The organism is Pseudomonas sp. ADAK7, from assembly GCF_012935675.1.
Lineage (GTDB): Bacteria > Pseudomonadota > Gammaproteobacteria > Pseudomonadales > Pseudomonadaceae > Aquipseudomonas.
This window is the reverse complement of record NZ_CP052861.1, coordinates 2,177,920-2,199,990: the sequence shown is the minus strand read 5'-3', so window position 1 is coordinate 2,199,990 and position 22,071 is coordinate 2,177,920. Positions and strand designations below refer to the sequence as shown.

Below are 22,071 nucleotides of genomic sequence, written 5' to 3'. Positions count from 1 at the left end.
GGGAAGCATTGCCTTGTTCAGAAATATTCTTGTCGTCTGCGTAGGCAATATCTGCCGAAGTCCTACAGCAGAAATGCTGCTGCGTAACGCGCTGGCATCCTCAACCATCGCCGTGACCTCTGCGGGCCTGTCCGCCAGGGTTGGCGAGGCCATGGAGCCTGCGGCGCTCCAGGTCCTGGAGGACAAAGGGCACAGCGCCCAGGCGTTTAAAGCGCGGCAAATCACCCCGGACATCGTTAATGAATCAGACCTGATTCTGGTCATGGAAAAACAGCATGTAACCCAAGTGCTGAAGATGGCATCGCACGCCAGGGGCAAAGTGTTTCTTCTCGGGAAGTGGCAGGGCGAGCGAGAAATACAAGACCCGTATCGTCAAGGAAAAGCAGCTTTTATTCATGCCCACGCATTGATTGAAGATGCTGTTTGCTCATGGGCACAGCGCCTTGGGCATTGATGAATAATTTTCAGATCAGTAAATGGTAAGAACGAACTTATGCAGTTACCGTCAGTAGTCGGCACCCGGGATAACGAACGAGATGATATTGATCTTCTCGGTATATTCGGCAGTTTAATTGATCAGAAATGGCTGATCGGTGCGCTCACCGGTGCATTTATGCTGACCGGCGTGGCCTATGCCATTTTGTCGACGCCAGTGTATCTGGCGAACGCCGTGGTACAGGTCGAACCGAAAAAGAACGACATTCTCGGTTTCTCCGATCTCAACAGCATGCTCACCGGGCAATCGCCGTCGGTGACCGAGATCGGCATCATCAAGTCGCGCGCAGTGATCGGCAAAGCCGTCGACGATCTGCACCTGGACATCGACGTCACCCCCAACACCTTCCCGGTCATTGGCAGTTTTCTGGCCCGGCGCTATAAGGGCGACGGTGTCGCCGCCCCGCGTTTCGGCTTGAACAGCTACGCCTGGGGCGGTGAACGCCTGGAGATCGCCCGGCTCAATCTGCCGGAAGAGCTGTTGGGCAAGAAACTGACGTTGATCGCCGGTGAGCAGCAGCGATTCCAACTGCTCGATGACAACGACAACCTGCTGGTGGACGGCGTCGCCGGCGAAGTGTTTGCGCAAAACGGCGTCGAGGGACGGATTGCCGATCTGGCGGCCAATCCTGGCACCCGTTTCGAAGTGGTGCGCGATCCAAGAATTGTCACCATCCTCGACTATCAGGATGCGCTGGATGTGTCCGAACAAGGCAAGGAGTCTGGGATCATTCGCCTGGCCCTGGCCAGCCCGGACCACGCCCAGGCGGTGAAGATTCTCAATAAAGTCGCCACGCTATACGTGCAGCAAAACGTCGAGCGCACCTCGGCGGAAGCGGCGCAAAGCCTGGATTTCCTGCAAGCCCAGTTACCCCAGGTCAAGAACGACCTGATCAAGGCCAGCAATGCGCTCAACGGTTATCAAACCCGCGGCAAGACCGTCAACATTTCCCTCGAAACCCAATCGGTGCTGGAACAGATTGTCGGCCTGGACACGCGTATTTCCGAGTTGAAGCTGCAACAGGCAGAGCTTGATCGCAAGTTCACCAAACAGCATCCGGTCTATCGCGCGTTGATGACGCAGATCGGCGAATTGACCCGGCAACAGAAGAGTCTGGAGAGCAAGGTCCAAGACCTGCCCGCCACGCAACAGGAGTTGCTGAACCTGACCCGCGACGTGGAAGTGGCGTCGCAGATCTACACGCAGTTGCTGAACAAGTCCCAGGAGCTGGACATCGTCAGGGCCGGGGCGGTGGGCAATGCGCGGTTGATCGACGCCGCGGATGTCGACAAGACCACCCCGGTCAAACCGCGCAAGGCGCTGATCGTGTTGATTGCGACCTTCCTCGGCGGGTTTGTCGGTGTCGCCCTGGTGCTGGTGCGCAAATCCCTGAGTCGCGGCCTGGAAGGCCCGGAAGCCATCGAGCAACTTGGATTGCCGGTGTATGCATCGATTCCGTACAGCGCACTGCAACAGGAAGAGGACAGTAAAAAGCTGCGTGTGAGTGACGAGTCGCGCCGTCAGGCGTTTCTGTTGGCGATGCGTAACCCGACCGACCTGTCCATCGAGTCGATCCGTAGCTTGCGCACCTGCCTGCACTTTGCCGGCCTGGACTCGACCAACAACCGCATCATGATTTCCGGCCCGAGCCCGCAGGTCGGTAAAACCTTCGTTTCGTCCAACCTCGCGGCGGTCATGGCGCAGAGCGGGCAAAGGGTTGTGCTGATCGATGCCGACATGCGCAAAGGGCATTTGCACAAGACGCTCAACACGCCGATCACCAATGGCTTATCGGACTTGTTGGTCAAGCGCTGCAGCCTTGAACAGGGCCTGCATCAAACCGAGATCGATAACCTGCACTTCATCAGCCGCGGACAGGTCCCGCCCAATCCGTCGGAGCTGTTGATGCACGCGAACTTCCGTGAGCTGCTGGCCCAACTCAGCGACCTGTATGACGTGGTGATCATCGATACACCACCGCTACTGGCCGTGACCGACGCCGCGATCGTCGGGCGTGAAGCGGCGATCAGCCTGATCGTCACCCGCTTCGGAGTGAACCCCGCCAAAGAGATCGAACTGACGATCCGTCGATTTGCCCAGAACGGCATCCAGTTGAAAGGCGCTGTGTTCAACGGCGTCGAGAAGCGCGCGGCGAGCTATTACGGCAACGGCGGTTACGGCAATTACAGCTACGAGTATGCGTCCGACAAGGCTTGATTCGGCGATGGTCATTACCTGCATGGAAATGGGTGGATTGTGAAAAAAATACTGCACGTGGCCGAAACGATCAAAGGTGGCGTGGCCACTGTGATCCGCACGATATCGGTGCCACCTGAGGGCGAGGCGGCGAACTATGAACTGGTCTATTTGATCCCGCTCGATCAGAAAAAAGAGCTGGTCGGCATCGATGAGCAACAGATCAGGACTTTCGACCGGACCAAGCGCGATGTGCGCTCGCTGCTGCGCTTCGCCTGGCAACTGGCCCGGGTGATTTTCAAGGAAAAACCCGATGTGGTGCATTTGCACAGCACCTTTTCCGGGGTCATTGGCCGTTGTGTGTGCCTGCTCCTGCGGCCATGGCGTTCGCCGAGGATTATCTACTGCCCCCATGCCTTTTCGTTTCTGATGGAAAGTTCGCCGGCCAAGCAGAAAGTCTATTCGCTGATCGAGCGGCTCTTGCAGAAGGTTACGGACACGATCATTTGCGTCAGTCAGTACGAGCTGGATAAAGCCGCGCGCTTTGGCATCGATCGCCACCGAATGAAACTGATCTACAACGGTATTCATCACAAAGACGATGAGCCGAAGACCCAGGGTCAAGCGCCGATCCATTTGCTGTTTGTCGGGCGACTCGACTATCAGAAAGGGTTCGACGTCTTGCTTAAGGGGTTTGCTGGCGTCCAGCGCACCGATCTGAAGCTGACGGTGGTAGGCAGTGCGGTCAACGAGGACACCGTCGATTGCCCGGTGATGGCAGGGGTCGAGTACGTGCCTTGGGTGACACCGGCCGAAGTGAATGCGCTGTATCAGTCGGCGGATGCGCTGATCGTTCCCAGTCGCTGGGAAGGCTTTGCCATGGTGCCTCTGGAAGGCATGGCCATGGGCTTGCCAGTGATTGCCAGTGATTGCACGTCTTTGCCCGAGTTGGTCACCCACGGAGTGACCGGCTACGTCTTTCCCGCCGGGGATCACCAGGCATTGACCCGGCTGTTGGTGAAAATCCAGAAGCCCGGCTTGCTGGCGCTCGGCGTTCAGGGTCGCGAAATAGTCCGTGAGCGGTTCAGTGCCACGTTGATGATCAAGCAGACTTATGCCGCGTATTCCGCTCCCTCTTATTAAGTAGATATTCGCTCATGAACGTAACGATTTTGCATGGCTACAGCGCCTCCAACTCCGGTGATGGCCTGCTCGTGGATCTGGCCATCGCCCTGGTGCTGCGCAACTTTGGCGCCGACACTTCGATCAATGTCGTGGCTTCGGACCCGCAATCATTCAGCTACTTGCCCTACAAGCGCTATGACGCACCGGTCATGGCGGCCAAGGGCCTGGGGCGGGTCAAGCAAGCGCTGTTCCTGGATCAGTCCTATGCCGGCCTTGCAGACCTGCTGAGTACCACGGACTTGATCGTCGGTGTCGGTGGCGGCTACATGCGCTCCAAAAGCGCCTTCGAACACATCAAGTTGAAACTGGGGCACGCCAAGCAACTGGAAACGGCGATCCTGAGCAAAGTGCCGTCGGTGTACCTGCCGCAAAGCATTGGTCCGTTCCACGGCGAAGGCAGCAAGATCGTCGAGCATTACGCCCAGGCCGACGCGGTGTTTGTCCGCGATAACCGGTCTTCGGAGATTTTCGGCACTCATGCCAATGTTTACCGCGCCCCTGACCTGGCGGTACAGGCCTTGGCCAGCAAGATTCTGCTGCAGCCCAAGTTCACCCGTTGTGCGCCGTCGCCAGCGACAGTCTGCGTGGTGCTGCGCAAACCGCCGGCGTGGAGCAAGGAAAAGAAGGCCGGTTATGTGGCCAACTTGAAGCTGCTGCTACAGCGCTTGAAGAACAAAAGCAAAGTGGTCTGCGCGGTGCAAAGCGCGGTGCGCGGCAATGATGACGGCGCGTTCTATCGCGAGTTGGGCATCACCGAAGATTTGCTGCCGTTGAAGGCAACCCTCGCCAAGCATCAGCCGGACCTGGTGATTTCTGTGCGCCTGCATGGCGCCATCGAATCGTTGCTGTCGGGCGTCCCGGCGTTCCATATCAGCTATGAGCGCAAGGGCTTTGGCGCCTATCAGGACATGGGCGTGGAAGACTGGGTGATCAACGGCGGCGACATCAACGTCGACACCATCATCGACACGGTTTACGCGCCGAATGCCTTGTCCCGGTTTGGCCAACGGTTGACGGACACCTGCCGGGAGATCGAAGCCAAGACCCTGGTCATGGACGGGATCATCAAGGGTATCGTTCGATGATATTTCGGCTACTGCTCCGAGGCGGGGCATTAGGCGCGAAGTTCTTGCTGGTGTTGGCCATCACCCATTACCTGGGCTATGACGCGCTGGGCTTTTATGGCGTGGTGGTGGCCGCGTCGTTGATTGCGTCGAAGTTCTACAGCGTCGGCTTCAGTTCCGAAATCAATCGGCTGATCAGCGTTGGCCGCAGTTCGCGCTGGGTGGTCGACCGGGTCTTGCTGTTGTACCTGGCCGTGGGCATCGTGTTATCGGTGGCGACGGTCATGGTCTATTCGCTGTTCCAGCAGGTCGAGGCGAGTGCCACGCTGATCGTTTGTGTGGCGTTGCTGTTGTTGACCGAACACCTGTCGTTCGAAATCAATTCATTCGTGTTTTCTGCGCAGAAAGCTACTTGGGGCGCGCTGCTGTTCTTTATCAAGACCGGCCTTTGGGCGTTGTTGGCGCTGGGCGGGATGATGCTCGGCTGGGTGTCCGACATCGCCAGTGTGCTGTGGTTGTGGGTGGCGGCCAACGTGGTAGTGATCGTTGCCGGTTACCTGATTGTGGTGAACGTGCACCGAGGACGGGTGACCGCTGCGCTGACCACGGCCTCGGTGTGGAAAGCCGGGTTGCCGTTTTACCTGGGCACGGGTTTGATCGCGTTGAGTCAGTACGCCGAGCGTTTTCTGATTATCGACCTCGAACCGTACGCCAGCCTGGGCAAGTACGTTTATGCCTGGTCGGCGGCCAACACCTTGCAAGCGCTGTCCTACGCCGTGGTCGCAGTGGTGGGTATTCCTGTGCTCGCCAAGCGCTATCAGAAAGACCAGCAAGCGCCGACCGTGCGCCAGTTGTTCGTGAATAAGTGGGTGATGCGCGCGTTGGTGTTGTCCGGCGGCGTGGCGCTGATGATTTTTCTGTTCTTCAACGTCGTCCTCGATTACGTCGCGACTTCGGTGCCGCGTCCGGACAACGGCATCCTCGGCGTGCTGATTTTTTCCTTCGCCCTGCGTGCGGTCGGCGACATTGTCTGGGGCGGTCTCATCGCTTCGAAAAACAGCCGGGTATCACTCGCCAGCGCGGCGATCTGCCTGCTGGTTTCGCTGCCGGTGAGTTACCTGTTGATCCAGCACTACTCGATCTACGGTGCAGCGTGGGGGAACGTCTTTTCCATCACCGTGCAACTCGGCGTTATCGCTTTGCTGACCCGGTTTACCCGAGTGAAGGTGACCGCGTGAAGCTGCCTTCAATCGAGTTTCGCGGCAGACGACTCGACGCGTCGATCTCGTTCCTGATTCTGTTCAGCGGCCTGTTCCTGTCGGTGGCCATGCCGCTGCTGATGCACCGCGATCCGGGCCCCGACGCCATGACGTTGTGGTCGTCCTACGCCCGCGCCGACAACTGCAACTTCTGGAACCCGTTCTCGCCAGACCGTTCTTCCTACGAATGCTCGGCGTACCTGCTGCGACCCACCGGCATCAACCTGACCAATGCCTGGGCCTACGGAATGGCGTGCAATCTGTTCCTCACGGCGGTGCCGGTGTTGATGTTCCGGCGCATGCCGCTGACGATCTTTTTCACCCTGTGTTTGTGGGGCGTGGTCCGCTCGTTCTTCCTGGAAAACCTGACCAAGGAAATCATTGTCTCGGTGGCGATGATCTCCATTTTGCTGTTCTCGTTCTCCCGGCGTTATCGCGGCGGATTTTTCTGCTCGGCGGTGATTTATGGCGTGTTGATCCGGCCCTACTGGATCCTGTTTTCCCTGGCCTGGTTCGGCGTGTGCGTGATGAAGAAATACGTCTCGCGCATGACTTTCTTCCTGATGCTGTTCCTGTTCTACCTGGCCATCGCCACCGCGATTCAACTGGTGGTCGGCTATTCGGTGTCGTCGATTCGCGCCAGCAACAACGAACTGCGCACGGCGGGCGAGGAGGGCTCGAAGTCGCTGATCGTGTCCTGGATCAGTGGCGGTGATTTCGTGTCGCAAGCGCTGGACTCGATGAGCATCTTTTTCCGCCTGTCGTTCCCCGTGGAGCTGATCCTGCTCTCCGGCCTGGGCCAGATCATCTTCGTGGTGTTGATGATGATGACCTCGTTGCTGATGTTCAAAATGATCACATCCAGCGACTACAAGGGCGTGCGCATCGACACCAAAGTCAAAGAGCTGATCGCCATTCCGCTGTCCTTTCTGCTGGTGCAAGGCTTGTTCGAACCGGACTTCGGTTCCTTCGCCCGGCATTTTTCCATGGTGGTGCCGGTGCTGTTCATGGGCCTGGGTTTGCAGCTGCGCGCAAAGAAACCTGAGTTGGTTGAATCAAGAATCCTGAGCTGAGGTTGGTGTTTTATGTCGAGCAAGAAGAAGTCGCTGGAGATCGAAACCCTGCGCGGCCTGGCCTGTTTGCTGCTGGTGCTTTACCACGTGATCGGGCCGTTGGGTGGTGGCTTGAAAATAGACGTGGGCTCGCCGTTCCGGGTGATCGCCGACTCCATGGTGTACGTGCGCATGCCGCTGTTCACCTTTATCTCGGGCTACATCTATTCCATCTACAAAATCCGCGGCAATGACTTTTCCGCCTACTTTGTCGGCAAGGTCCGGCGGCTGATCGTGCCGTTGTTTTGCGTCGGTGTACCGTTCTCGGTGCTGCAAGCGGTCGGGCCCGGGGTGAACAAGGACGTTGGCTTGATCGATGCGTTGTTGTCGTTCTACGTGCCGATCAACCACTTCTGGTTTTTGCAGGCGGTGTTCATCATCTTCATGTTTGTCGGCTTGCTGGAATGGCGTGGGCTGTTGCAGACCATGACGCGGCAGTACCTGTTGTTGGCGTTTGCGGCGGGGGTGTTTCTGCTGCCACCGTTTGCGGTCGATGCGTTCGGCATCAACGGTGCGATCTATTTGCTGCCGTTTTTTGTGCTGGGGATGATTGGGCATGAAAAGGTGACCGAGATCCGGCAAACATTCAGGGTGATCGGGCCGTTGGTGTTTATGTTGATTTCTCTGGTGCTGTTGTATGTGGCGACGGTGGATCGCGGGTTGATCGTCGATCGCCGGAGCCTGGTCGGTTTGCTGGTAGGGTGTGTGTCTTGTGTGGCGCTGCTGTCGAGTAATTTACAGGCGCGCTGGCTGATCTGGCTCGGTGGTTATTCCTACGCGATTTTCCTGTTCCATGTGTTGTTTGCCGCCACTTCGCGATCTGTGCTGGGACGATTGGGGGTCAACGTTGACGCCGTTCTGGTGCTCAGTGGCGTGACCTGTGGCTTGTTGGGGCCGGTGGTGTTGGCGAGTATTTTCAGTCGATTTACTGTCACCTCCATTCTGTTTCTGGGTGAGCGAGCGACACGTAAAACACCACCGATTGTCGTAATGCCAGTCAGCTAAGCCGCGACCCGTAGCAGCTGTCGAGTAGCGCGAGGCAGCGTTCGGCGGCAAAGCCGTCGTGAATTCAGACCCCGCGGTGTTTCAGGAAGACCGCGTGCTCAGGTTTTGCGACGGCTTCGCCGCCGAACGCTGCCTCGCGTTGCTCGACAGCTGCTACGAAGAGTGTGTTTCGCTTTGGACGATACCGCGATCCAGATGATCGTTTTGATGAAGGAAATGACGCATGTTTGCAGTCGATGAAGTGCGTCCCCCAGCGGCTTCGGTGATCGAAGTCGGTGATGCTCGCGAACGGTTTGCGCAATGGCGCGAAGGTAAGGCGGGGAAGGTGCTGGCCATCTCGGTGATCGGTGACAGCTACAGCGCCGGGCAGGATTTTTACCTGAACAAACTCGTCCAGCGGCTCACCCACAAAGCGGGTTTCGCCGGGCCGGGTTATGTCGGCTTCAACCACGGTGCGGCGCTCGGTGGCACTCATTACAAATACACTCGCAGCAGTGAAAAGTATTTTGGCGGTGATTGGGACGTGTCCGGACTTGGCCAGGCCAGCCCCGACAGTCGCACCGTCACGGGCCGCCCCGGAGCTTATCTGGAGATCGATGCCCGCCCGACGCCAACCGTGGATACGTCCGTTGCCCAAGCGAAATTGCTTTACCTGGGAGATGGGAAATCCAGTGAGGTGCGCTATCGGTGGACGGCTTCAGACACTTGGCACTCATTGAAACTCGAAGGCTCAGGTGTCCAGGAAGTCCCGTTATCTGGCTTTTCTGGCCAGGCCAATTGGGCGTTTCGGTTGGAAGTGGTCAACGGTGCGCCGACGCTGTTTGGGCTGTGGATGAGCAATCAGAAGGGCGGCGTGCGGGTGTCCAAACTCGCGGCGTCTGGCGCGGCTTCCGCTGATTTCTATCACAGCGATGGCCAGTGGCAGACGCAGTGGAAAGCGGTGGTGTCGAAGATCCCAGCGGACATTTACCTGATCATGTTGGGCGGCAACGACCAGGGATTTGGCGTGAAACCCGAACAGTACCTGCAGAACATCCAAGGTCTGGTGCGGATGGTGCGCGAGGTTCACCCGAAGGCGAGTATCAACCTGATCCTGCGCCAGGACACTACACGTTCAAGTGCTTATCCGATGTCGGCTTATGCGCAGGTGCTGGAGCCTTGGGCGCGCGGGGAAAACCTGGGTTACGCGAATATGCAGTGTGCGTTTGGTATCGACGTCAAACGTTATGCCTTGGGCGGCGTGGCGCCGATGATTGGCCCGGACAAGATTCACCCCATCCCTGGGGCGGGAGGGCGGGTGATTGCGGATTATCTCTACAGCTTGATCGCCGCGCCGAAGAACACCTGCCAGTGAGCCAAAAACACACCACCTGTAGGAGCAAGGCTTACCCGCGAAGGCGGCGTATCAGTCGGCATCATCGTTACTGACACACCGCTTTCGCGGGCAAGCCTCGCTCCTACAGGGATAGCGGTGTTCGCCTATTTATCCGACAGGCCTTTCTCGAAGTGCTCCAACTGACCCAGCAACTCAGCAGTCTTGAGCGGCATCAACTGCGGATCACACCGGGTTTCTACGGTAATAACGATCGCCGAATCGCCGCCGACGCTGCGCGCGCGGAATCGCCAATCGCTGAAAATCACTTTCAGCCCGTTGCGCTCATCGACATCCAGCGCTTGCTCGGCGTAGAGGTTTTTCAGATGGGCGAGGAGCGAGCCGGGATCGTTAATCGGCCGACGGATTTCCCCGGACGAGGGGAACACGCCAATCCGTTCCACCATCAGTAGAGAACCCAGCCAGGTCTCAGTGGGCGAGGACAACGACGGATACCGTGACATCCATGACATCACCCCGACGTTGCCCCTCTCCCGTTCACTGTCTGCCGCGCGTTTTGCATTGTTCATAGTGGCCTGCCTGAATGAAGAGTGGGGCGACGGGTGAGGGGCGGGTCAGAGGCCCTTGAGATACAGGTGCTCGTAACAGAAATTGGTCGCTTCGAGGTAGCCCTCGGCGCCGCCGCAATCGAAGCGCAGGCCGTCAAACTTGTAGGCCAGGACGCACCCGTTTTGCGCCTGCTTCATCAGAGCATCGGTAATCTGGATTTCCCCGCCTTTGCCGGGCTGGGTATCGGCGATCAGGTCAAAGATGTCGGGCGTCAGGATGTAGCGGCCGATGATCGCCAGGTTGGACGGGGCGTCCTCCGGTGCGGGTTTTTCCACCATGCTGCTGACGCGGTAGACGTTGTCGGCGATCAACTCGCCGGCGATCACCCCGTACTTGTGGGTCTGGTCCCGGGGTACTTCCTGGATGGCAACGATCGAGCAGCGGTAGCGCTTGTAGAGCTGGATCATTTGCGTCAGTACGCCATCGCCTTTCAAGTTGAGGCACAGGTCATCCGCCAGCGACACGGCGAAGGGTTCATCGCCAATCAACGGGCGACCGCTGAGAATCGCATGGCCCAGGCCCTTCATTTCCACTTGGCGGGTGTAAGAGAAGGTGCAGGTTTCGATCAGCTCGCGGGTGCCGGCGAGGAATTTCTCTTTTTCGGTGCCGCGAATCTGATGTTCCAGCTCGTAGCTGATGTCGAAGTGATCTTCCAATGCGCGCTTGCCCCGCCCGGTGACGAGGGCCATGTGTTGCAGGCCGGCGTCCCGTGCTTCCTCGACGGCGTACTGGATCAACGGCTTGTTGACGATCGGCAGCATCTCCTTGGGCATGGCTTTGGTGGCCGGGAGGAAACGCGTGCCGTAACCCGCGGCGGGGAATAAACATTTACGAATCATAAAAATATCCTGGAAGTCATGGATCACAGCCAACTGACAAGCGCAATAAACAGTGATTGGAAGTTTCTTAACTAAGCGACTACTTTAATACCTGAGATAGGTTGTTAATGGCAATTATTGTCAGGGCCATAACAATGGAATGTTATGAGTTGTCCGTCTGTTACCCGTTAGTTATTTTTCGTCGGTATCTGTTGATAGTGGTGGGCGTTTCATAGTGCTAAATAAGTAGTCGGTATGACTGTCTGGTCGAAGTAAATATTGACCGGTACATGTTGTTGCGCACTATACGACCCCACTATGGACCGCTCTATGAAGATTCTGGTAACGGGTGGCACCGGGTATATCGGTTCGCACACCACACTTGCGCTGCTTGAAGCGGGCTTTGAAGTGGTGGTGCTGGACAATCTTTGCAACAGCTCCGACGCTGCGTTGCACGCCGTGGAAGCCATCTGCGGAAAAAGTGCGCTGATGATTCACGGCGATGTCTGCGACCGGGCGTTGCTGGACCGGATTTTCCAGCAGCACGCCATTGATGCGGTCCTGCATTTCGCCGGGCTCAAGGCTGTCGGCGAGAGCGTGCGCAAGCCGCTGGAATATTACGAAGCCAACGTCGGCGGCAGCATCACGCTGTGCCAGGCGATGGCCGCCGCCGGGGTGTTTCGCCTGGTGTTCAGTTCATCGGCCACGGTGTACGGCGCGCCGGAGCAGATGCCGATCAGCGAGGATGTGCCCACGGGCAGCCCGACCAACCCCTACGGCCAATCCAAGTTGATCGTCGAAAACGTGTTGCGCGACCTGTGCTCGGCCGAGCCGCGCTGGAGTGTCGCGCTGTTGCGCTACTTCAATCCGATCGGCGCCCACGCCAGTGGCCACTTGGGTGAAGACCCCAACGGCATTCCCAATAACCTGGTGCCCTACATCAGCCAGGTCGCGGTCGGCAGCCTGAAAGAGTTGTCGATTTTCGGCGACGATTACCCCACGGCGGATGGCACCGGTGTGCGTGACTACATCCATGTCGTCGACCTGGCGGACGGGCATCTCAAGGCCTTGCAGTCGATTTCCCAAACGACCGGCATCAACACCTGGAACCTGGGCACCGGCGACGGCTACAGCGTGATGCAAGTGCTGCACGCGTTTGAACAGGCGTCGGGCCGGCCCGTGCCGTATCGGATATTGCCGCGCCGTTCGGGTGATGTCGCCGAGAGCCTGGCCGACCCGTCCAAGGCTGAGCGTGAACTGGGCTGGAAGGCTACGCGCAGTTTGCAGCAAATGATGACGGACACCTGGCGCTGGCAATCGACTCATCCGAAGGGCTACCTCGGATAAGTATTGAGTGTGCTGAATGTTATAAACCGACAGCAATGTTAAGTAAGGTCGGGAAATTAGGCTGGAGTTACATCTGGCAAATCCGTAGATATAAGCCCTGCCGTTCGACATTTATCAGTTGCGTTTGACTGTGAATGAACAACGGATCTTGTTCGCAGTTTTTGCGGCTTGATCTTTCCACCTCTAACGGCACGCTTTGTTTTCTAACAGGGCCGAATGTTAGAAAGGAGTTGATATGAAAAAAGTGATGGCAATTGCCCTGTTGTCGATGGTTGGCAACTGGGCGTCCGCAGCGGAAGCACCGCTGACACAGGCAACTAATGTCGCCGGTAACGTAGCCGCTTCCCAAGCGCCTGCGGCCAGTACGGCGATGGTTGCAGGTGCAGTGGCTGCTTCCAACAGTGGTGGCAACGCCAACGGCGGAACTACCGGGACCACAGGTACTACCGGTACCACCGGCACCAGTAACTGAAAACCCTGTAGGTGTAATACAAGGTCGCCCGATGCAAGTCGGGTGACCTTGTTGGATTTGCCCTTGAATAGCGTAGTGCCATTATGAATCGTAGTTTTCCTTTTTTGATGTTGGCCAGTCTCGCTTTGCAAGGTTGTATGTTTTCCCCGGGGCAATACCTGAGCACCAGCGATATCACGCGCCAAGGGGCGAGTGAAAGCAGTCGCGTCGAGCTGATTCCGATCACGCCCAAGCTCATTGCGATGGACCGGGCGACGCAGAAACGCACGTCGCTGCCGGCGGAATTGCTGGCGACCCCGGCGGAGTACCGCATCGGCAGCAACGATGTGTTGTACATCACGGTCTGGGACCACCCCGAACTGACGGCGCCTTCCGGGGCGCAACAGCAGATTGATGCCAACGGTCGTCTGGTGCGTTCCGATGGCACGCTTTACTACCCTTTTATCAAGGAAGTCCAGGCGGCCGGCAAAACCATCCAGCAACTGCGTTCGGACATCTCCGAACGGCTGTCAGCCTTCATTGCCGACCCGCAAGTGGATGTCGCCGTGTTGCGCTTTGCCAGCCAGAAAGTAGTGGTGTCGGGGGCGGTATCAAAGGCCGGTGCGCAACCGATTTCCACCAACCCGCTCAACGTGGTCGAAGCCCTCGGTGCTGCCGGTATCGACCCGATCAATGCCGACTTGTCCGGCTTGCTGCTGACGCGCAACGGACGGGTTTTTCCGCTGGATCTCGACGCGCTCAATCAGCAGGATTCGGAGTTGCAGAACGTCTACCTCAAGGGTGGCGATCAGCTGTACCTGCCGTACAACGACAACAAGCGCATCTACGTCATGGGCGAAGTCAATCAGCCCCGGGCGCTGACCTTCAAGACCGGCACCATGAACCTGTCTGATGTCCTCGGCTCGGTCGGCGGCTTGAGCCAGACCACCTCCAACGGCAACGCCGTGTACGTGATCCGCGGGGTGGAAAACCTCGATGTCGAACCGGCGAAAATCTACCAGTTGAAAGCCGAGTCGCCGACCGCCATGGCGCTCGCCACGCACTTCAATGTACGGCCCCAGGACATCGTCTACGTGGGCCCCGCCAACGTGACGCGCTGGAACCGCTTCATCAGCCAGTTGGTGCCATCGGCCGCCATCCTCGGTGTGGGCGCTTCCTCGGCGAAGAACCTGAGTGAAGTCAGAGACAACGGCAAATAAGGTCAGGTCTGTGAGAACGTTGAATGTTGGCGTCTGCGTGATAGCGGCCGTGATGTTGTGTGGCTGTAACCCGCTGATGACCGCGTCCTTGGGCAACTTCAAGGCAGCGGTGGTCGGTCCCGATGAGGTGCACGTCACCCCAGAGCAAGTAGCCAGAGTTGAATTCCCCCAGCTCACCTTGACCACGCCGTCCGGCTCCGGGGTGTTGGCGATGGTGCGCGAGCGGGGCGACCTGCAGTTCTGGGTCGCCTCCGGCAAACAGGTATTGCTGCTGCGCGATGGACTCGCAGTGCGCACCATCGGCCTGGGTGTCGATGGCGATCTGGACGGCACGCGGCTGGCTGCCGCCTCACCCTTCAAGCAAGGCCTGCACACGCTGCCGGATGGCTACACCAGCCAGCGCTGGATTGACCTTTATCAAGGCAGCGAAACGGGCGTGACCTTGAACAGTCGCTTCTCGCGAAAATCCATGGAAACCCTCCAGATCCTCAACAAGGAATACGCCGTGCTACGTGTCGATGAGCAGATTGACGCCCCGGCCATTGGCCTGAGTGCGACCAATCGTTATTGGGTCGATCCCGTTGACGGTTTCATCGTGCAGAGCGAGCAACAGCTGACCACGCGGCTGCGGGTCAAGATCGTTCAATTGACTCCTGAACGCAGGGCCGCCCGTTGAAGCGGCTACAACTTCTGTCGGCATGCCTGCTGTTGCTCAGCAGCGTCAGTCAGGCGGTGGTTACCGTTTCCGGCGACGTACAAGTGCCGGGGCCGGTGGAGTTGCCGCCGGGAGGGCGGTTGTCGGACGTGATCAGCGTCGCCGTGCCCAATGCCGAAAGCTACTGGCTCGCCGCCGCGTTGCTGCGTCAGTCGTTGCTGGAAGAGCAGGCCCGGCTCAAGACCGGGGTGTTGTTCGATTTGCAGGTGTTGCGCCGTGAAGCCTTGATCTTCGACCGGCCCGGCCGAGCGGATTTGGCGACGCGTCTGTACGAGCAAGTCAGCGCCATGCCGGTCACTGGGCGCCAGGTCACGGTTTTGGACCCGGTGGCGATCGAGGTCGGGTTCGCCCGTAACGTCCGTCTGGGCGATGGCGATCGCCTGATCTATCCGTTGCGCGTCGACGAAGTTGAAGTGCTCGGCGCCGTCGCCGAGCCGTGCCGCTTGCCTCATGTCCCCCGGCAGGAGGCCCTGGATTACTTGCAAGGCTGCACAACCCTGGCCGATGCCGAGGCCGATTATCTGTGGCTGATCCAACCCAACGGCGTCACTCGCCGGGTCGGTATCGCGCCGTGGAATCGCGAGAGCGGGCAGGTCCCTGCCGCGGGCAGCAAGATCCTGGTCCCGGTGAAAAATGATGATCTCGATCCGCCTATCCCTGAACTGAATCAGCAGTTGGCCGAATTTCTTGCCACGCAATTGGCTGAGGTGGTTCATTGAATTTACGTTTTGCAGCTGTGTTGTTATTGCCCTGTGGTTTGGCTCATGCCGAGCCGCGTCTGACCCAGAACGATTTCGGTGGCGTCGGCTTGTGGCAGACGCCGACCGCGCGGATGTCCCCGGCCGGCGAGTTGAGCGTGAACGCCAACCGCACCGAGCCCTATAGCCGCTACAGCGTGGCGCTACAGCCGTTCGATTGGCTGGAAGGCGCGTTTCGCTACACCGCCATCACCAACCGTCCTTACGGCCCCGAATCGTTGAGCGGCAACCAGAGCTATAAGGATAAGGCGGTCGACCTCAAAGTCCGGTTGTGGCAGGAAACCCATTGGGCGCCGGACGTTGCGCTGGGCTTCCGAGATATCGGTGGTACCGGCCTGTTCTCCAGTGAATTCCTGGTGGCCAGCAAACGCTATGACGATTTCGATTTCAGTGCCGGCATTGCCTGGGGTTACCTGGGCAATCGTGGCGACTTCGACAACCCGGCGGGTTGGCTCGACGATCGCTTCAAGACCCGGCCGGACATGGAAGGCACCGGCGACGTCAACGCTGGCGCCTACTTTCGCGGCAAGCCTTCGTTGTTCGGCGGCGTGACCTACCAGACACCCTGGGACCGCCTCAGCCTGAAACTCGAGTACGAAGGCAACGACTATCAACACGAGCCCAAGGACAACGTGATCGAGCAAGACTCGCCGATCAACCTTGGCGCGGTGTTCAAAGTCACCGACTCGCTGGACCTCAGCGCCGCCTGGGAGCGGGGCAACACCGCGATGTTCGGCCTGACCTTCCACACCAATTTCGTCAGCCGCAAGGCCCCGACCAAGAGTTTCGATCCGCCCGCCGAGCCGTTGCCGGCCAAGGCTCCGGCCGTAGCGATGGATCAGGTCGATTGGCCGGATGTGTCCCGGCGCCTGCAGCAAAATGCCGGCTACAAGGTCGAGCGCATCAGCCAGCGTGGCCCCGAGCTGATCGTCTACGGCGAGCAGGGCCGCTATTTTCATTCGGCCAAAGCGGTCGGTCGGGCCAGCCGGATTCTCGACAACAGCGTCAACGCCGATATCGACTGGTTCACCCTGGTGAACAAGCGCTACGACCTGCCACTGGAAGAAACCAGCGTGCCTCGGCAAACCTTTCGCGAAGTGCTGAACAACGAGGAACCGCTGCAAGCGTTGCACCGCACCACCGAAACCAACCCGGCGATGCCGCACAACGAGAAAACCCTCTACACCGAAGCCCGCGACCCGTTCAGCTACGGCGCCGGGCTGGGCTTCAAACAGAACGTCGGCGGTCCTGACGGCTTTTTCTATCAGTTCAGCGCCGACGCAGATGCCGAGTATCGCTTCAACCGCAACACCTGGTGGAGCGGCCTGATCAGCGCCAATCTGCTAAACAACTTCGACGGTTTCAAGTACGACGCCCCCAGTGGTTTGCCGCGGGTTCGCACGGATTTGCGGCAGTACCTGACCACGTCCGAAGTCACCATGCCGCTGTTCCAGGTCAGCCATGCCGAGCAATTGGACAAGGACCTGTATGGCATGGTCTACGGCGGCTATCTGGAATCGATGTTTGCCGGTGTGGGCGGTGAAGTGTTGTTTCGTCCGCAAGGCCAGCGCTGGTCGGTCGGGGCGGATTTGAACTACGTGCGTCAGCGCGAATTCGACCAGGGCTTTGGCTTGCGGGACTACTCGGTCGTCACTGGCCATATCACTGGCTATACGGATTTGCCTTACGACACGCTCGCGGCGGTCAGCGTCGGACGCTACCTGGCGGGGGATTGGGGTACCACGATCGATCTGTCGCGGGAATTCTCCAACGGCGTGCGGTTCGGCGCCTGGGCGACGATCACCACCGCCACCGGCCCGGAATATGGCGAAGGTAGCTTCGACAAAGGCCTGTACCTGTCCATTCCGTTCGATGAATTGATGAGCATGTCGACCATGCGCCGCGCCAACCTCGTCTGGTCACCGCTGACCCGAGACGGTGGCGCACGGCTCAATCGCAGCTTCCAGCTGCACTCGATGACCGACAGCCGCGACAACGACATGTTCTACCGCAACTTCGAGAAGATCACGGAGTAAGGGCTGGCGGTCTGCGGGGCTGCATGCCCTGTAGATCGCGAACATGTTCCAACCCCTGAATGACAGCCACGAAAAAGGGGACTTTCGTCCCCTTGTGGTGTTGCTGTCACGTTATCAGTAGATGTCTTTCGAGAGCAGCGTGAAGGGCGTCTTCACCAGGATCTTCAGGTCCAGCCACAACGACCAATTGTTGATGTACTTGAGGTCGATCTCCACACGTTTCTGCATCTTGTCGATGGTGTCCGTCTCGCCGCGGCAACCGTTGATTTGCGCCAGCCCGGTGATCCCCGGCTTGATTCGGTGGCGCGCCATGTAGGCCAGAATCTTCCCCGAATAGTAGTGGTTATGCGCGACGGCGTGAGGGCGCGGGCCGACCAGTGCCATGTGCCCTTGCAGCACGTTGAACAGTTGCGGCAGTTCATCGAGCGAGGTGCGACGGATGAAGCGGCCGACAGCGGTGATGCGCGAGTCGTTGCGGCTGGCTTGCTTGACTTCATGGTCGTCGTGGACACGCATCGAGCGAAACTTCCAGACCTGGATCACCTTGCCATTCCAGCCGTGGCGGTCCTGTTTGAAGAAGATCGGGCCGGGGGAGGTGAGTTTCACCGCCAGCGCAATCACCGCCAGCACCGGGCTCAGCAGGATGATTGCCAGCAATGCCACGGCTTTTTCCACCAGGCTCTTGCTCAGCGCGGCGGTGGGTTGGCTGGTCAATGGACTTTCGTTCAGATAGATCGCCGGCAGACCGTCCACGACCCGCACCGAGTGATTGAGCAGCGTCAGGCAGTTCAAGTCCGGGACCCAGACCACGTCGACATTGGCCCCCAGCAAATCGACATACATCGCTTCGATTTTTGCCGCTTCACTCAGTGGCAGCGTGATGTACAAGCGTCGAATGTCATGGGTTCTGATCAGTTCCAGAAGGTCTTCCTGGGCACCGACGATGTGCGGTGCGTCGGGCTCAAGCGTGGCAACGGCGCCGGTGCTGACCAGACCCACCAATGGCAGGTTTTCGACGTTGCTCAACTTCTTGGCCAGGCCCAGCGCCAGTTCGCCCGTCCCGACGATCAGGGTTCGATGCTCGCTCTTTCGAGTCCGCTGATAGTACTTGGAGAACCCGTGCAAGGGCGCGTACAGCAACGCCTGCCCGAGGAAGCCGTACACCGCCCAACTGAGAATCACCTGTCGGGAAAACAGGGCATCGGCCTTGCAGATAAAGGCCATGAAAGCCAGTGCCGCCATGGTCATGGACCAGCCCATGAGCAGGCGACCCAACCCTGTCAGGTAGTTGTCTCTTTTTCGGTATACGCCGCTGAACGTATAGGCCGGAACCGAGGCCAATACGGCCAATGTCGCGCACACCCGGTAATAGAACTCTACCGCGCCGGTATGCTGTTCAGCGAGTATGAACAGCAATGAAACAGCAAATCCCTGCGCCAGCGCCCATTGACCCCAAAAGGTAAGTCCCTTGAGGCCGGTATTTCGATTGATACGAAGAGTAAGATCCATGCGATATCCCCAAAAGACGTCCATTCAGGTATCGACAGTCGAACCGTGAGTTGTTTTAAGCAGGATTGTTATTGTTTTAACTAATGCCCTGGGACTAACAACGCCAATAGGTCGAGCTGTCGTCAGTCAATAGATTAAGTTATTGATGGGGGCGTCTGTCTGACGAGTTCTAACAAGATGGCAAAGTGCCAACTTTCGGGTGAAAGTGCAGAGTGTTAGAAAAGGTCGATATTGAAAGGGGGAATGGAGAGGGAGGCGGGAGTAACAAACAAAGTGCACTTTTTGTTTTTGTAATAGCACTGTCATATGTTTGTTTGAGTGGGTCAGGCCGGATGGGCCTCTGTTACAACTTCCTGGATAAGGCAGTAGCCGCGATTTCTCACCGCACGAAAGAGTCGTTCACCTTTGCTGGCGCTTTTGAACTTGTCCTGCAATCGGCTCAAACACATCTCCAGACCGCGATACTGCTCCGGTTCTCTGCCAATACTTAGAATCAGATCATCGCGACTGACGACACGCTCTTCATGATGCAGCATCTTCTTGACGAGGGCGGCTTCCAGTCCAGTGAGGTTGATCTCGACGTTTTCTTTGATCAGCACACTTTGATCGTCGTCAAGTTGCCAGACTTCACTGTATGGATTGTTATCCTCGTTTTCGTGGGCTATATCACAGAACTCAGCAGAATCAGGCGTGACGCTGGCGCGCGCTCCTGATTGCGCTGCCAACCACTCCGCTTCGAGGGTGGCAAGTATCTTTTGTGTTTCATGTTCGATTGTGTGGGCGACATGTTTCCTTGTCCCACTGGGGTAGGTGAACTCCATCAGCACGGGGGCGGAAGAGGGCGGGGCAACACCTTCGATAAACATTTGTGCCTGGGAAGTACCAAACGAGTTGAAACGCTCGCTGGACAGTATGGTCTCGAGCTCACGCTGGGATGTTGTGCTGTGAGTCACGACGACAAAATATTTTCTGGGGAGGGTTGTACTGATTTCCACGTCTCTCTCCTAAAGTAGTCACCAATGTTCGGTTAAAAGATGATCGGCAGGGGAGTAATAGCTCCCTTGGAAGTAATCAAAGGGCAGCGCCCGGGCCAATGAATGGCTCTCGATATGCTCTACACGATCGGCAATAAAAGAAATCTTGTTGTTGTGGCTCAGTGTCACCATACGGTCATGGAGGCGATTGAAAAACTCAGGATTGCCATTGAGTTTTAAACACTGGTCCAGGGACGAAATCGATACCTTGATGTAATTAAACAAATTCAAAGTGCTGAAGCGTGTAAGGGCTTCCCGTTGGAGAGTGTAACCATCCAGCGCGATTTCTATACCATGATCTTTCAAGCGATACATATTATGAGTGATGTTTTTTTTATATTTGGAATCCACTTCCCAGAATGGTTGCTCATTGAGTGACACGACCAGTGTGTGGCCGAGATCGCGCAAGTTGTTGCCAGACCGGATCAGCTCGTCAGCCAGCGCGAAGCTGGCAAGGCTCGGTTCAGACAGGCAGAGAACCGTTCGGTTCAAATATTTATCGGGGTTGTGCGAGCGATGGTCTTTAAGGGAGGAAAGCTTGCGGTGCAATGGCCTGTATGCGTCGTCGCGCTCACACGGGTGGGCCGCCAGCGGCGTACGGGACGACGGAGCAGGAAGGGGGCATACGGTTCTTATCTCACGGGCAAAAGGGCGACTATCACGTGACAGGATCAGTTGCCGGGTCAGATAGCGATACGGGGCCTTTGCGGGTGAGAAACCTCCAGTCGCATTCATTCAACAACTCCTTCCATGGTTGAATCAGGCGGTCGAGATCAGACCCCTCATCAAACGGTATCCATATCCACGAATGCTCTGAATAGCATTGGTGCCATACATGTCTTTAATTTTTCCGCGAAGACGACTGATGGACTTCTCCAAAGCCCTGGGGTCATAAAAGTTGCTATTGAGCCCCATGATTCTGGCGATTTCATCGTGACTTAATATGTGGTTGCTGGTTTGCGCAAAGGCTTCCAGAATTTTCATTTCTGCAAACGAGATGTCCAGCTTGTTACGGGTGCCCAGCAGGCATATACGCGTGGAGTCCAATACCAGGTTAACTTCCCTTTGCCACTCATCGCTGCAGAAAAATTCGGACAGAAACTCTGAGCTTTCTTCGGACAGTGTATTGAGTTTGATGCAGCAGTCGGCGCCGGCAAGATAATACTTCATCTTGTTGTAAGTGCCTCGGCCCGTAATAACGGCGCAGATGATTGGATTTAAATTGATGGCGCGCAGGTTTTCCACCAGCGCCAGGCTTTCATCGAATGCGTGAGGGCTGTCGATAATGATGAAGATGGCGCGATACACATCCGGGTGTTCATTTTTCTTATGCGAATTAGTGTATGAGCTAGCATCAAGAGTTATATCGGAATGCACATGCCTTGCGACTAAGGCTCTAAAGTTCTCGGCCACGCTACGGGTGCGACCCAAGGTGAGAACCCCTGGCTCCTCATTTGTCGGACGCTGGCTTCCAGTCGCTAATTTCCCTGTAAGCATCATGCTTTTTGACTCGAATGGGTGCTGACATCAGGATGTTAAAGCACCGGTTCTCATCTGTGACTGACAATTGGTAACATTCAAAACGGTTTTCAGGCGCGGTTTTCGAGTTTTCTAACATAAACAAAAGGTTTTCAACCGTTTAGTTGCTTCTCGTGGCCGGCTGAACTAATGAAATGGCGCTATTAGATGATGGCAATATGGAATTGTGCCACTATTTTGATTCGGTTGCGATTGGTTTTTTATAGCCAAAAGGCCATCACGATCGTGAGCGGTGATTCCGGGCTATTGACCCATTAAGAATGTGAATGTGTGCGCTCCGTCACATTTCTTTGTCGGCCGCATCTAGTCGACCTGCATCAAAGTTCTGGTGATTCGTTAGCCGGACGATTAATAACAAATCTTGAGTGCGTGGATTGATAAGACT

The 22,071-nt window shown here is 57.3% G+C and carries 20 protein-coding genes; 14 read left to right on the top strand and 6 right to left on the bottom strand.

Annotated features, from left to right (window positions below; all coding sequences use genetic code 11):
• Positions 1-13 precede the first annotated feature (13 nt).
• The 8 genes from HKK53_RS10235 to HKK53_RS10200 all read left to right on the top strand — a co-directional run bounded on the left by HKK53_RS10235 (position 14) and on the right by HKK53_RS10200 (position 9,671).
• Entirely contained in the window at positions 14-454 is a 441-nt protein-coding gene (locus tag HKK53_RS10235; RefSeq protein WP_169370730.1) for a low molecular weight protein-tyrosine-phosphatase, read from the top strand.
• A 39-nt stretch (positions 455-493) separates the two neighbouring features.
• Positions 494-2,713, top strand: coding sequence for a polysaccharide biosynthesis tyrosine autokinase (locus tag HKK53_RS10230; RefSeq protein WP_169370729.1), 2,220 nt, complete (start codon positions 494-496; stop codon positions 2,711-2,713).
• Positions 2,714-2,752: 39 nt separating this feature from the next.
• Positions 2,753-3,835, top strand: a complete 1,083-nt coding sequence (locus HKK53_RS10225; protein WP_169370728.1) for a glycosyltransferase — start codon at positions 2,753-2,755, stop codon at positions 3,833-3,835.
• A gap of 14 nt (positions 3,836-3,849) precedes the next feature.
• Positions 3,850-4,962, top strand: a complete 1,113-nt coding sequence (locus HKK53_RS10220) for a polysaccharide pyruvyl transferase family protein (protein WP_169370727.1) — start codon at positions 3,850-3,852, stop codon at positions 4,960-4,962.
• Positions 4,959-6,179 carry a phosphoribosylaminoimidazole carboxylase gene (locus HKK53_RS10215; protein WP_169370726.1) on the top strand — a complete coding sequence of 407 codons (1,221 nt, stop codon included), beginning with the start codon at positions 4,959-4,961 and terminating at the stop codon, positions 6,177-6,179. The genes HKK53_RS10220 and HKK53_RS10215 overlap by 4 nt, the downstream gene beginning before the upstream one ends.
• Entirely contained in the window at positions 6,176-7,273 is a 1,098-nt protein-coding gene (locus HKK53_RS10210; RefSeq protein ID WP_169370725.1) for a hypothetical protein, read from the top strand. Before HKK53_RS10215 ends, HKK53_RS10210 begins: the two co-directional genes overlap by 4 nt.
• 12 nt (positions 7,274-7,285) lie before the next feature.
• Positions 7,286-8,317 (top strand): acyltransferase family protein, encoded by a 1,032-nt coding sequence (locus HKK53_RS10205; protein WP_169370724.1) that lies wholly within the window; start codon positions 7,286-7,288, stop codon positions 8,315-8,317.
• A gap of 223 nt (positions 8,318-8,540) precedes the next feature.
• The gene (locus HKK53_RS10200; RefSeq protein WP_169370723.1) at positions 8,541-9,671 is read left to right on the top strand and encodes an SGNH/GDSL hydrolase family protein; all 1,131 of its coding nucleotides are present in this window, start codon (positions 8,541-8,543) and stop codon (positions 9,669-9,671) included.
• A gap of 125 nt (positions 9,672-9,796) precedes the next feature.
• Here HKK53_RS10200 and HKK53_RS10195 read toward each other — a convergent pair whose 3' ends face one another.
• Both HKK53_RS10195 and galU read right to left on the bottom strand, forming a co-directional pair.
• A complete protein-coding gene (locus tag HKK53_RS10195; RefSeq protein WP_169370722.1) occupies positions 9,797-10,219 on the bottom strand; it encodes a mannose-1-phosphate guanylyltransferase in 423 nt (140 codons plus the stop codon).
• 45 nt (positions 10,220-10,264) lie between these two features.
• Positions 10,265-11,098, bottom strand: coding sequence for a UTP--glucose-1-phosphate uridylyltransferase GalU (gene galU, locus HKK53_RS10190; protein WP_169370721.1), 834 nt, complete (start codon positions 11,096-11,098; stop codon positions 10,265-10,267).
• Positions 11,099-11,407: 309 nt separating this feature from the next.
• Here galU and galE point away from each other — a divergent pair, with 309 nt between their 5' ends.
• From galE to HKK53_RS10160, 6 genes are all read left to right on the top strand, one after another.
• The gene (gene galE, locus HKK53_RS10185) at positions 11,408-12,424 is read left to right on the top strand and encodes a UDP-glucose 4-epimerase GalE (protein ID WP_169370720.1); all 1,017 of its coding nucleotides are present in this window, start codon (positions 11,408-11,410) and stop codon (positions 12,422-12,424) included.
• A gap of 235 nt (positions 12,425-12,659) precedes the next feature.
• Positions 12,660-12,896 (top strand): hypothetical protein, encoded by a 237-nt coding sequence (locus HKK53_RS10180; RefSeq protein WP_169370719.1) that lies wholly within the window; start codon positions 12,660-12,662, stop codon positions 12,894-12,896.
• Positions 12,897-12,979: 83 nt separating this feature from the next.
• Positions 12,980-14,095 (top strand): polysaccharide biosynthesis/export family protein, encoded by a 1,116-nt coding sequence (locus tag HKK53_RS10175; protein ID WP_429514163.1) that lies wholly within the window; start codon positions 12,980-12,982, stop codon positions 14,093-14,095.
• A gap of 10 nt (positions 14,096-14,105) precedes the next feature.
• The gene (locus HKK53_RS10170; RefSeq protein WP_169370717.1) at positions 14,106-14,771 is read left to right on the top strand and encodes a YjbF family lipoprotein; all 666 of its coding nucleotides are present in this window, start codon (positions 14,106-14,108) and stop codon (positions 14,769-14,771) included.
• Positions 14,768-15,529 carry a capsule biosynthesis GfcC family protein gene (locus HKK53_RS10165; RefSeq protein WP_169370716.1) on the top strand — a complete coding sequence of 254 codons (762 nt, stop codon included), beginning with the start codon at positions 14,768-14,770 and terminating at the stop codon, positions 15,527-15,529. The genes HKK53_RS10170 and HKK53_RS10165 overlap by 4 nt, the downstream gene beginning before the upstream one ends.
• Positions 15,526-17,604: a YjbH domain-containing protein gene (locus HKK53_RS10160; RefSeq protein ID WP_169370715.1), complete on the top strand. Its 2,079-nt coding sequence runs from the start codon at positions 15,526-15,528 to the stop codon at positions 17,602-17,604. Before HKK53_RS10165 ends, HKK53_RS10160 begins: the two co-directional genes overlap by 4 nt.
• 114 nt (positions 17,605-17,718) lie before the next feature.
• Here HKK53_RS10160 and HKK53_RS10155 read toward each other — a convergent pair whose 3' ends face one another.
• The 4 genes from HKK53_RS10155 to HKK53_RS10140 form a co-directional block, all read right to left on the bottom strand.
• On the bottom strand, positions 17,719-19,113 hold the full coding sequence (locus HKK53_RS10155) for an undecaprenyl-phosphate glucose phosphotransferase (RefSeq protein ID WP_169370714.1): 1,395 nt from the start codon (positions 19,111-19,113) through the stop codon (positions 17,719-17,721).
• Between the two features lie 323 nt (positions 19,114-19,436).
• Entirely contained in the window at positions 19,437-20,108 is a 672-nt protein-coding gene (locus HKK53_RS10150; protein WP_169370713.1) for a winged helix-turn-helix domain-containing protein, read from the bottom strand.
• An 18-nt stretch (positions 20,109-20,126) separates the two neighbouring features.
• On the bottom strand, positions 20,127-20,882 hold the full coding sequence (locus HKK53_RS10145; protein WP_169370712.1) for an EAL domain-containing protein: 756 nt from the start codon (positions 20,880-20,882) through the stop codon (positions 20,127-20,129).
• A gap of 24 nt (positions 20,883-20,906) precedes the next feature.
• Positions 20,907-21,647, bottom strand: a complete 741-nt coding sequence (locus HKK53_RS10140; protein ID WP_169370711.1) for a helix-turn-helix domain-containing protein — start codon at positions 21,645-21,647, stop codon at positions 20,907-20,909.
• Positions 21,648-22,071: the final 424 nt, after the last annotated feature.

Excerpts from the sequence above, each read along its gene's own strand:
- galE (WP_169370720.1), top strand. The coding sequence starts at position 11,408 with ATGAAGATTCTGGTAACGGGTGGCACCGGGTATATCGGTTCGCACACC.
- HKK53_RS10230 (WP_169370729.1), top strand. The coding sequence starts at position 494 with ATGCAGTTACCGTCAGTAGTCGGCACCCGGGATAACGAACGAGATGAT.
- HKK53_RS10155 (WP_169370714.1), bottom strand. The coding sequence starts at position 19,113 with ATGGATCTTACTCTTCGTATCAATCGAAATACCGGCCTCAAGGGACTT.
- HKK53_RS10200 (WP_169370723.1), top strand. The coding sequence starts at position 8,541 with ATGTTTGCAGTCGATGAAGTGCGTCCCCCAGCGGCTTCGGTGATCGAA.
- HKK53_RS10140 (WP_169370711.1), bottom strand. The coding sequence starts at position 21,647 with ATGATGCTTACAGGGAAATTAGCGACTGGAAGCCAGCGTCCGACAAAT.
- HKK53_RS10195 (WP_169370722.1), bottom strand. The coding sequence starts at position 10,219 with ATGAACAATGCAAAACGCGCGGCAGACAGTGAACGGGAGAGGGGCAAC.
- HKK53_RS10175 (WP_429514163.1), top strand. The coding sequence starts at position 12,980 with ATGAATCGTAGTTTTCCTTTTTTGATGTTGGCCAGTCTCGCTTTGCAA.
- HKK53_RS10145 (WP_169370712.1), bottom strand. The coding sequence starts at position 20,882 with ATGAATGCGACTGGAGGTTTCTCACCCGCAAAGGCCCCGTATCGCTAT.
- HKK53_RS10215 (WP_169370726.1), top strand. The coding sequence starts at position 4,959 with ATGATATTTCGGCTACTGCTCCGAGGCGGGGCATTAGGCGCGAAGTTC.
- HKK53_RS10180 (WP_169370719.1), top strand. The coding sequence starts at position 12,660 with ATGAAAAAAGTGATGGCAATTGCCCTGTTGTCGATGGTTGGCAACTGG.
- HKK53_RS10205 (WP_169370724.1), top strand. The coding sequence starts at position 7,286 with ATGTCGAGCAAGAAGAAGTCGCTGGAGATCGAAACCCTGCGCGGCCTG.
- HKK53_RS10220 (WP_169370727.1), top strand. The coding sequence starts at position 3,850 with ATGAACGTAACGATTTTGCATGGCTACAGCGCCTCCAACTCCGGTGAT.
- galU (WP_169370721.1), bottom strand. The coding sequence starts at position 11,098 with ATGATTCGTAAATGTTTATTCCCCGCCGCGGGTTACGGCACGCGTTTC.